The sequence below is a fragment of the Xenorhabdus griffiniae genome (genome assembly GCF_001028135.1).
Classification (GTDB): domain Bacteria; phylum Pseudomonadota; class Gammaproteobacteria; order Enterobacterales; family Enterobacteriaceae; genus Xenorhabdus; species Xenorhabdus bakwenae.
Map to the genome: position 1 here is coordinate 1 of NZ_LDNM01000110.1, position 9896 is coordinate 9896.

8 protein-coding genes and 6 pseudogenes are annotated in these 9896 nt (G+C 43.2%); 6 read left to right on the plus strand and 8 right to left on the minus strand.

Annotated features, from left to right (window positions below; all coding sequences use genetic code 11):
- Positions 1-29 precede the first annotated feature (29 nt).
- A complete protein-coding gene (locus AAY47_RS17055) occupies positions 30-1070 on the plus strand; it encodes a hypothetical protein (protein WP_235428400.1) in 1041 nt (346 codons plus the stop codon).
- Between the two features lie 105 nt (positions 1071-1175).
- A complete protein-coding gene (locus AAY47_RS17060) occupies positions 1176-2075 on the plus strand; it encodes an IS982 family transposase (RefSeq protein WP_047771389.1) in 900 nt (299 codons plus the stop codon).
- A 23-nt stretch (positions 2076-2098) separates the two neighbouring features.
- Here the strand turns inward: AAY47_RS17060 and AAY47_RS17065 are convergent.
- The 3 genes and pseudogenes from AAY47_RS17065 to AAY47_RS17075 form a co-directional block, all read right to left on the minus strand.
- Positions 2099-2831: pseudogene (locus tag AAY47_RS17065) on the minus strand (IS630 family transposase).
- A 108-nt stretch (positions 2832-2939) separates the two neighbouring features.
- Positions 2940-3617 carry a hypothetical protein gene (locus AAY47_RS17070; RefSeq protein WP_047771401.1) on the minus strand — a complete coding sequence of 226 codons (678 nt, stop codon included), beginning with the start codon at positions 3615-3617 and terminating at the stop codon, positions 2940-2942.
- Between the two features lie 151 nt (positions 3618-3768).
- Entirely contained in the window at positions 3769-4662 is an 894-nt protein-coding gene (locus AAY47_RS17075; RefSeq protein WP_047771391.1) for a LysR family transcriptional regulator, read from the minus strand.
- Positions 4663-4765: 103 nt separating this feature from the next.
- On the opposite strand from AAY47_RS17075, the gene AAY47_RS17080 reads away from it, so the two are divergent.
- Entirely contained in the window at positions 4766-5392 is a 627-nt protein-coding gene (locus AAY47_RS17080) for an NADPH-dependent F420 reductase (protein ID WP_047771393.1), read from the plus strand.
- Between the two features lie 114 nt (positions 5393-5506).
- Here the strand turns inward: AAY47_RS17080 and AAY47_RS17085 are convergent.
- A pseudogene (locus tag AAY47_RS17085) lies at positions 5507-6108 on the minus strand (tyrosine-type recombinase/integrase).
- A gap of 187 nt (positions 6109-6295) precedes the next feature.
- On the opposite strand from AAY47_RS17085, the pseudogene AAY47_RS22925 reads away from it, so the two are divergent.
- Positions 6296-6486 (plus strand): annotated as a pseudogene (locus AAY47_RS22925) (transposase); the annotation flags it as partial.
- A 42-nt stretch (positions 6487-6528) separates the two neighbouring features.
- Here AAY47_RS22925 and nudI read toward each other — a convergent pair.
- Together nudI and AAY47_RS22100 are read right to left on the minus strand one after the other, a co-directional pair.
- On the minus strand, positions 6529-6954 hold the full coding sequence (gene nudI / locus AAY47_RS17090) for a nucleoside triphosphatase NudI (protein WP_047771395.1): 426 nt from the start codon (positions 6952-6954) through the stop codon (positions 6529-6531).
- A 177-nt stretch (positions 6955-7131) separates the two neighbouring features.
- Positions 7132-7308: a hypothetical protein gene (locus AAY47_RS22100; protein WP_160300214.1), complete on the minus strand. Its 177-nt coding sequence runs from the start codon at positions 7306-7308 to the stop codon at positions 7132-7134.
- Between AAY47_RS22100 and AAY47_RS17095 the strand changes: the two genes are divergently transcribed.
- Complete coding sequence (locus tag AAY47_RS17095) at positions 7307-7978, plus strand: DUF4145 domain-containing protein (protein WP_047771397.1); 672 nt, start codon at positions 7307-7309, stop codon at positions 7976-7978. The two genes, AAY47_RS22100 and AAY47_RS17095, sit on opposite strands and share 2 nt — an antisense overlap.
- A gap of 321 nt (positions 7979-8299) precedes the next feature.
- On the opposite strand, the pseudogene AAY47_RS17100 reads toward AAY47_RS17095, so the two are convergent.
- Positions 8300-8590 (minus strand): annotated as a pseudogene (locus AAY47_RS17100) (antiterminator Q family protein); the annotation flags it as partial.
- Between the two features lie 155 nt (positions 8591-8745).
- Between AAY47_RS17100 and AAY47_RS23085 the strand changes: the two are divergent.
- A pseudogene (locus AAY47_RS23085) lies at positions 8746-9231 on the plus strand (DUF6531 domain-containing protein); the annotation flags it as partial.
- A gap of 337 nt (positions 9232-9568) precedes the next feature.
- Here AAY47_RS23085 and AAY47_RS20955 read toward each other — a convergent pair.
- Positions 9569-9877, minus strand: a pseudogene (locus AAY47_RS20955) (CHC2 zinc finger domain-containing protein); the annotation flags it as partial.
- Positions 9878-9896: the final 19 nt, after the last annotated feature.

The following is a 9896-nucleotide window of genomic DNA, read 5'->3' on the forward strand; positions in this document are numbered from 1 at the left end:
AGATTTAAGCAAGCCAACCATACATCAAAATGAGTGTTGCAAAAACGGGGAAGACCATAGATTCGCTTTCTGAATATTATAAAATAATGCTTGTAATATCAGAAGGACATCCTTCTTTGGGTTGGAATTTAACTTTGGGTGCTTCCCATTCTTTCTTGGTTGCTTCTCATTGGCCTGAATATGTACAAGATGAGTTATTTGATACCGGAAAACAATTTATTGCGGCTCATAAGGCATTTCCAGCGGGTACATGTAAGAGAGTTAAGCAAGGATATATTCTTGACGGTATCTTTCCTTATTGCAGTGGTATTACTTATGCAACGCATGTCATTCTCAATTCTATTTGTGATTTGGGTAATGGCGATAAGTGTTCCATGAATTTCATTATTCCTAGATGTGATTTTGAAATACTGAATGATTGGGGGGAACATAAGACATTGGGTATGTGGGCTAGTGGTTCAAATAGTGTACGCCTTACATCGGTATTTGTGCCGGAAAAAATGTCTGCTCCTTTTAGAGGATTTTATGCCGACCAAAGAGTTGAGAATGGTACAGAAGGAACAAGAATACATAAAAGTTCTATGTATTTAGGGTACTTAATGGCACCTTACCATGCAAATATACTTGTTCCTATTGTTGGTGCAAGTAAAGCTGCTCTTGAAGAATTTAGAAAATACGAGAAACCAGGTGATATTAACGAAATAGTATTTTCCCGTACACTTGGATTAGCAATGCTACTTTCGGATTCGGCAGAAGCTATCTTATTCAATGTATTTGATAAATATGCTTCATTTTGTCAGCGTTGGGAATACGATAGATCACCTATGACTGTAGATGAAAATCTACGTTTATGGGGTTTATTGCAGCAAGCTGGTCGTTTGGCGTGTGAAAGTGTTGATATACTTTTTCGGAATGCAGGATCATCAGCAACATTAAAAGGTGCACCTCTTCTTGAATATTTTAATGATACACAAATGTATCGCAGTCATGTTGGAGCTCAATGGGAGCAATTTTCTTTATATGTTGGTCGTTCAATACTAAATAGAAAGATTTCTTTTCTTGATCTTTAAAACTAGTTAACGCGATGCTCGACTTTTATGGTGAGTTGAAATGACATAGCCGCTCCTTTATAACTTTAAGTCGTCAAAAATAGAGAAATAAAGGAACAAAAGGCTATGTCACAGCAAGATTTTATCATTTGGGTATTTTGTTGGGTAGATGAAAATCTAACGGTGTTACAGCAAGGCACACGGTTCAGAAGCCGGGGATATCCACCTAAGCTGAGCGATGCGGAAGCCATCACGATGGAAGTGGTGGGCGAATTTTTAGAATTTTCAACGGATAAAGGCATTTGGACGTACTTTCGTGACCACTGGCGCGAGTGGTTTCCGGGACTGGGTTCACGCGCCAATTTCGCTAAACAGATTTCGAATCTTTGGGTTGTTAAACAACAACGGCAAGAAAAGCTGGCGAGGTTATTGGGCGCGCCCGACAGGCCGGTACATATTATCGACGGATTTCCGCTGCCCGTCTGTGGATTCAAAAGAGCAAAAGGCAGTGCCAACTTCAAAGGACAAGCCGATTGTGGGTACTGTGCCGCCAAAAACGAAACTTACTACGGCTTCAAAGGACATCTCATGATAGACGAAATCGGCGTGGTAACCGGGTTTACGCTGACGCCCGCCAATGTCAGTGAGCGTGAAGCAACCTGGGATGTGATCGGTTCGATAAAAGGCTATTTGCTGGGTGATAAAGGGTATTTAGGCGTTGAATTTAAACAGGAAATGAAGGCAGAGGGTATTGAAATGATTACCCCAGTGCGTGCCAATAGGGATGATCCCATCCCCAGAAAAACGAGAAGGGTCATTAACGCCAAACGTCGTTTAATTGAAACCGTCATTGGTCAACTTGCCGGGCAATTTGCTATCGAGAAGTGCTGGGCACGGGATTTGTGGCATTTGAGTAACCGAATTGCCAGAAAACTGCTTTCTCACACATTGGGTATTTTTGCCAATTTTAAACAAGGTAAAAGTCAACGCGACTGGCTTCAACAAGCCAACGTTATAGGATGTTAAAGTCGAGCATCGCGTTAATTATGCTACATTCTTGCCATTCCATGCCCATGCCCATTCCCAGGGTAGGGGGATACCGTATTCATAAAATGCTTAACTTGCCTGAGAAGTTGCCACATATATCGGCATTTGTGGTTTCGGGTTATCGTTTCATGTAAGGCATGCCAAAGTTTCTCAACCACATTAACCCAAGGCGAGTAGACAGGCTGGAATAACAGATTGAATTTAGGGTTTTTCTTTAACCACAACAGCGCTTGCCGACTTTTATGAATAATGTAGTTGTCCAGAATAATTGTGATGGTTTTTGCTCTCCGATAATGGCGTTTTAGTTTTTCCAGCATCGTGATGAACAATGCGGAGTTTTTTTGAAAACCCGAGACATACAACACGTTACCTGTCTTTGCATGGAGAACGCCCGCCAGATAATGTTTACCGTTGTTTCCCGGTGTAATGACCTTTTTCTGTTGGCCTTTCAACGTCCAGTCGGCACCGATTTTCGGATTGAGATCGATATCCACCTCATCTTCATAGAACACGGTATTATCACAGTTACATTCCGCCCTCAATGAACCAATTAAGCCATCGTCCGATAGAGGAACGGGCAGCACCGGTAATCTCGCTGGTTTCAACAAGGGTTTTTCCCGAGTGCAACAATAGCATCGCCATGAGTCGGCGGGCATAACCTTTATCGGAAGTTCGCTGAATTTCTTTTTGCATTCTGCGGCGTTCAGGGCGGGGGATTGGTGCTATGATAGACATAGCTCAGTCATGTTAGTCATTTGTGATAGTTAGCAATTGATCAGATCGCTAAATTTGGACTGAGTTCCTTTCTTTTTGATTTTTTCCGTGATCTACTATTAGGAGCAGCTATTTAGATATGGCCTTCCGAAGCGATGATAAAGCCCTGTTTCTTTTTTCTGCCTTTTTATTCCTTTTCTCTTCTTCAATCTGTTTAAAATGCTCGATTTTCTTAATTTCAAGTTCTGAGTGATAAATCCATTTGTACTTGACGAGATTATCTCTTACCAGAGAAATCCATTCAGAGATGCTATTACCTTCAGCAAGAGGAAAGTAGTACTCAATTGAGTCAATCTGTTGGTCAATATAATACTGTTCTTTATCCTCATCACATTTGTGAGTAACGCAGACTTCAATAGCTACACCGCCAGTCTCTGTCGCAAGATATACGTCTGCCAAGTAGGGCCCGATCCTGTATTCGAGTGCTGACTCTTTAACTTCAGTTGTTAGGCTGGGAACGACAATATCTGTCTCGTCGATGGTTATCTCATTTGTTGGAAGAGTAATTTCAGATAGCGAAGAAAAATGTAGTTGTATCGCTATATGTAACTGCGTCATCTGACAGTCACGGCTTCTTTCTTCCTTTGTAGTATGAGAGAAGAGGTGTGTGACGATCTTTCCATTGTTTTTTGCAATGAGGGTATCACCACAGTGCCTACAAACACAGTTACAGTGTTTTCCGTTTGGTACTGAATCTACGTGAACTATCGTGTTTGAATCATTGTGAAAGGCATATTCAAAAAACATCCGTACTGTCCGCATACTCATTTATCTATATACTTGATTATCCCGTATTAATGAATACATTACTAACTGCGATATGTTAATGAAAGTGGAGCTGGTCACTTTATCAATTTAACGCCATCCTTTTCAGGAATAATATTGCCTAAACAAGATGTCAATATTGACCGAATTTCTCTTTAAGTGCATCTATAAAGCAACGAATCTTCGCAACGGGGCGTTGAGTAGAGGGTGTCAGAACGTGCATGGGACGAGCTGGGGTCTGATAATCAGTTAAGATTTGAATTAAGCGACCATTATTGATTTCACTTTGTAGTATATCTCTTGGACCAAGAGTAATTCCGTAGCCTTCAATGGCTGCGTGTAATAGTGCTTTCCAATCGTTAGAACGAAATCTCCCCTGTGGTTTCACCTCTTCTTCTTTACCCTCTTTGATAAATATCCAGCGGCAAGGCATTAAGGCTGTCCAAATACCGTAAATCAGGCAAGAATGCATGGATAATTCAGACGGTGAATCAGGTGTCCCGACTCGATTTAGATAGTCAGGAGATGCGCAGGTTATCAATTGGTAGGGCCGTAATCGATGAGCAATCAAGGAGCTGTCCTCCAGCTCCCCGATTCGAATCGTCACTTCATATCCTTCTTGTCTCGGATCAACTATGCGATCACTTAATGTCAACTCGATTTCTGTGTCAGTATAACGCGCAAGATAGTCCGTGATAAAAGGTGTTAATGATGTTGAGCCGAACATTACCGGGGCATTGACTTTTAAGATACCTGATGGTGTAGATTTTAAATCATGGACAAGGGAATCTGCCGTCTCAACTTCCGCAAGGATCAACTGACATTGGGTATAATAACGTTGACCTATATCGGTTAAGTGCTGGCGACGGGTCGTTCTGTTGAGCAATGTTACTCCCAATCTCGACTCTAACCATGCAATGTGTTTTGACACCATCTGAGCTGACATATTTAAAGCCTCTGAGGTTGCTGCGAAAGAGCCTAACTCGGCAGCTTTTACAAATATGGCCATACTGGTGAGTCGATCCATTATTCACTCCCATTTGTTGATTAATATCATGTAAAATGACAATTTATCTATTATTTGTTGTTTATTATGCTCCTTTCACACCCAAAAGTGAAAGGAGAGGAACATGAAAATAGGTATCGTTGGCGCTGGTTTTGTGGGTAGAGCAATCGCTAAACTTGCACTAAGGGCAGGGCATGAAGTTATGCTGAGTAATTCGCGGTCCCCCAATACGCTGTTCAGTTTAAAACCAATGATAGGTTGTGAGATTGGTTCTTCGGAAGAGGCTGTAAGTTTCGGTGATGTCGTTGTGTTGGCTATACCTATGTCAGCGATTAATGGCTTGCCTGTCAAGGCATTAAAGTATAAGCAAGTCATTGATGCAATGAATTATTACCCTGAACGAGATGGCATCATTGAAGAGCTCGAATCGAACACACTAACCACGAGCGAACTCATTTCTCGAGTTATTCCAACTTCACACATAACAAAGGCATTTAATGCGATTCCGATGACGCAATTAGAGCAGGATGGTTCGCCTAGGGGTGAAAATAATCGACGAGCTTTACCTTTTGCCGGTAATGATGAACAAGGAAAGAAAATTGTGACTCAGTTATATGAGGAGTTCGGTTTTGAGCCGTTTGATGTGGGTTCGCTATCTGAAAGCTGGAAGTTTGAAAGAGGACGTCCCGCATACTGCGTACGCATGAATAAAACGACGTTAGAAGAAACTATCAAAAATACAATGCGTTAACGTCTGGCTAGGTAATCGTTACTTGTTTATTCACCATAGTTCGGTACAGAAATGATTCAGCCATGCCTGGCTGTCCGTTTTTGACACAGGGCTGCTTTAGCAGCCCTGACAAACTCAAATCTCAATTGACTCAGAGATCTCCAAAGAGTCATCGACTTCAATGCCCAGGTAACGAACTGTACTTTCCAATTTTCTATGACCCAGTAGGAGCTGAATCACCCGAAGATTCTTGGTTTTTTTGTATATCAGGTATGGCTTAGTCCTTCTCATGGAATGCGTGCTGTACAGCAAATCATCGAGACCAAGCTTTTCAATCCAACCATGAAAAATACGGTTGTATTGCCTGGTTGAGATATGTTGGGAAGAACCAACCCGGGATTGAAAGAGGTAGTCGGTACTTCGCAGGTTGGCTATTTTTATCCAAGCCGCAACTGCTTCTCTGGTACCTTTAGTTAATTCAAACTGAACAGGGATACCGGTCTTCTGTTGCAAAACAGTTGTCCTACTTAAAACAGAACTGCTACAAGCAACATCTGACACTTTGAGTTTAACCAGATAGCAGCCACGAAGTTTACTATCCAGTGCCACGTTGAAAAGAGCCAGATCGCGTGTTTTCCCTTCCAGCTCGAGTCTGATTCGTATCCCCAGATATGGGATATCTGAAGCGGTCTTTTTTGGCCTATGATACGGTTTTTGTTCCACGGTGACGTGCTCATGATCAATCTCCTATGATGAGGGAGATTTAATTATGGCTGTCATGAACTAGGAGCTGACTAATCGATATGTCGTCGAGTGGGAGCCTGTAAATTAAACTGTGTATTTGCTTATCTTGATATGTTTAATTTTTTATCAAAATAAGGTTGATTTATGAACGATATGCAATTATAGGTTCTTGCCAATGCACTGGCTAAAAACCTCAAAACACCTGATGATATCAACCAATTTGATCGGTTACTGAAAAACTCAGCGCCGAAGCTGCGCTGAATACGGAAATGAGCCATCACCTCGGTTATGAAAAACATTAGTCAAAAACCAGGACTAATGCTCGTAACGAATACTCCTCAAAAACGATTATCACTGGCGATGGCCCTCTATAAAGGTGATCAAAATTATTGAACTACATCAGATAGAATTTGTCAGATTATCCCTTTCTGGGTGAAAGTAATCCGTGTTGCTTCATTCAAATCCATGTCTTTCATAGTTGCAGGTGACACCCAGACAATTTCCTGAAATTCCTCATTGAATGTAATATCTCGATTGGCACTGATACAATCAAAGATGAGGTAAATCATATAAACCTCTTCAGTAGTACCATCAGGATACGTTTTAACCCGGACATCATCACGAAAAGCCCAGGGTTTCACCTCTGTTATCTCTAGGGCTTCACCCAGTTCTTCCCTGATTTCTCGTCTTAGTGCTTCTTCCATCGTTTCACCAGGCTCCATTCCTCCTCCGGACAAAGCCCATTGTCCCGGAAATACACCACGATCAGAAGCCATTTTACAAAGTAGAAATTCTCCATCATTTTGAATGACAGGACAGACAATTATTCTTTGACGCATATTCCATCCCATTTGAACAATGGGCGTCCGTGGGGTGAACGATGGTTACCCCTGTGAGTTGTCGTGAGTAGAGTGTCAGCCGCAATAGCGATACTGAGGTGCTGGGAGTGATTGCAGCGGCAGATACAGAAAAACTTAACAATGATCACTAATTAGATACAGTAATCGATGATAGATTTATGTTTTGTTTAGACGCTTTTGCTGTTCTATGAGCTTCCCTATCATTGATAATACGATGGTACTCTTCATTGATTCTGGGGCTGTTTGATAATACTGAAACAACGTCACTTCTGGGCGTTTTGAATGCTGAAGCACCATATTTATTTCATTAACTATCGGAGTTAAGTTATTCATGGCAATGGTTTCCTTACAAGATGTAGTATGCCCACACTGCCTCAGAGAAAAAACCACACTTGAGTGCGTGTCAGAATTTCCCCTTAGTCAAAAGCGGTTACTGGCAATGGTGTTTTTGTGTCGAAGCTGTAACGGAGTCACTGTTACCGAAGTTGACCCGGATGAAAATACTGTCCGGGGAGGGGGTTACTTAAGACGCTCATATGATTACAATTTAGATATAACATTTTCCCCTGACCATAACGACTATGGATGTGTGGAAAACATATATCCAAAGCCAAATATCCCTCTTGCTCCAGCTCATGTCCCATCAAATATTTCAAATGTCTATTCTGAAGCGGAAGATAATTTCACGCGAGGAAGATTCTCCACATCTGTCATGCTCGCCAGAAAAACTTTAGATATTTCAACAAAATTTTTAGGTGTTGCTGAGGGTATAGATGTTGATAATCTCTCTAAGCGTGTATTTAAACTTCAAGAGAGTGGAAAAATAACAACTGAAATGGCTCAGTGGGCGAAAATTATCAGACTAGACGGAAATGCTTCTATGCATTCAGATGAAGAATTCACTGAGTCCGAAGCAAGGGAACTTCTAAATTTCGTCGAAACATTTTTGCTTTACTCATTCACATTGCCAAAAATGGTTGCCGCTAATAAACATACGTCGTGACAACTATTCTACAGACCCGGACCAGCTCCGGGTAATCAATATTTTCTCTTATACAAAAAGGCCACGCCGGAGCGCAGCCTTGAATTTGTTCCGTTACCGGATTTCCGGTATCGGGGAATCAGAAATATTCATCTAAACATCCCGGACTTGCGGGATTTTGAACTACTGCATTTTTTGCAGGAGTTGAGTTGTCAGCTCTGAGTTGACTGCTGGTAGAAATAAAAAACCCCGCGAGTGCGAGGTCTGAAAATTCAATAAGCTGTGTGACATTGCTATCACTCTTATCACAATAGCACTATTTTTACGATCGTAAAGCTGTTTTCAGAAATTGCTGCATACTTGTTGTGAGCTAATATTTGTTGATTCCAATTGGACACATTTGTCCATCTCTAATGGAACATCCAGCATCATTAACATACCTTCAATGACTCCTTCGGCTTTTTGTAGTCTCTTCCCAATATGAGTATCAGAACAGTGACGATCACGTGCCAACTGCATAAATGTTTTCCCGAACACATAATAGTCGAATAACAAATCATGGTTATCGCTGTCTTTCTGGTTCAGCTTTGCCATGCAACTAGAGATAACCATTGCGTCAGGCTCGAGCTGCTGAACTGGAGGCTCTGGGACAAAAACGCGCGGCCGAAGGTTTACGTAACACAAGTTCTGCCATAGCCCAAAACACGCAAGAGTTTAATCTGGATTCCAAACGAAAGAGTTTTGATAACCCGATGCAGGCAGGCGGGGCAAGGGCAGTAGATACCAGTATGACGGTATCTTTAGCAGGCGAAATACCCAATATACTTAAAAGCATTGGCTCCTTTTTTAACCTTGGCAAAACGGCCGCTAAAGGGGCAGCCAAACAAGAAACTAAAAGCGTAGCGAAAACGGAAACTCAGGCCGCAGGAAAAACTGGAGATGGAGGTGGGGCTCGTATTAAGGGGGAGCCGAAAACAGAAGCTAAAACTATCGACAAACCGGAAAACCACGCCCCGGAGCAAGCCAAAAATACGTCCAGCGACAAGCAAGGCAATAACCCGGAAAAAACCGTGGGGAGCGGTGACCCGGTCGATATGGCCACCGGTGACTTTTTGCAGGTCTGGCCGGTTATCGCTATCCCTGGCCTTCTGCCCCTCACCTACCGTTCCACTGCCCATCCTCGTGGCCTGTTCGGGCCCAAATGGGCCGATGACTGGTCGCGTCAACTGGCGCTGGGTGACAGCAAGGTGCGTTACACGGATGCCACCGGCGTAGTCTACGACTATCCCACGCCGGACAACACCGTCTCGGCCCGAAACAAGCACCTGCCCCACTGTCTGCTGACCGGCGAACGGGACGGTGCGCTGAGCCTGACCGACAGCCAGACCCAATTGCCCCACCATTTCAACGCCATGACGGGCAATATCCGTCGTTTGTCTGCCATAACAGACCGCCGTCAGAACACCATTCATTTCCATTACGATAAACAGGCCCGATTAACGGCCGTCGTGCGTAATGACGGCATCCGGCTGGTACTGGACTACCAGGAAAAAGCGATTGACCTGATTGACGGTGAACAATCGCAGCGCTGGGTCACCTGCGGCTATGATGTACCAGCGGCTCAACCGCCGGATTGTGCCCCAGCATCGCCTTTAAGCGTTCGGCGGCATGGCGCAGGCTCAGATTTTCGGTTTTCATTACCCAGTCCAGCACCGATCCGCCCGCATCGCAGCCAAAGCAGTGATAGAGATTCTTCGATGGTGTGATCACCATCGAGGGCGTTTTCTCCTCATGGAACGGGCACAGCACTGTCATATCCTTGCCGCGCTTAAACAACTGCCGTCCTTGCTGCTCAATGATGGCAACTAAAGAGACAGCGGATTTCAGGTGCTGTAATTCTGAGTCGGGAATGCGAGCCATATCGTTATTCCTTTAAAAA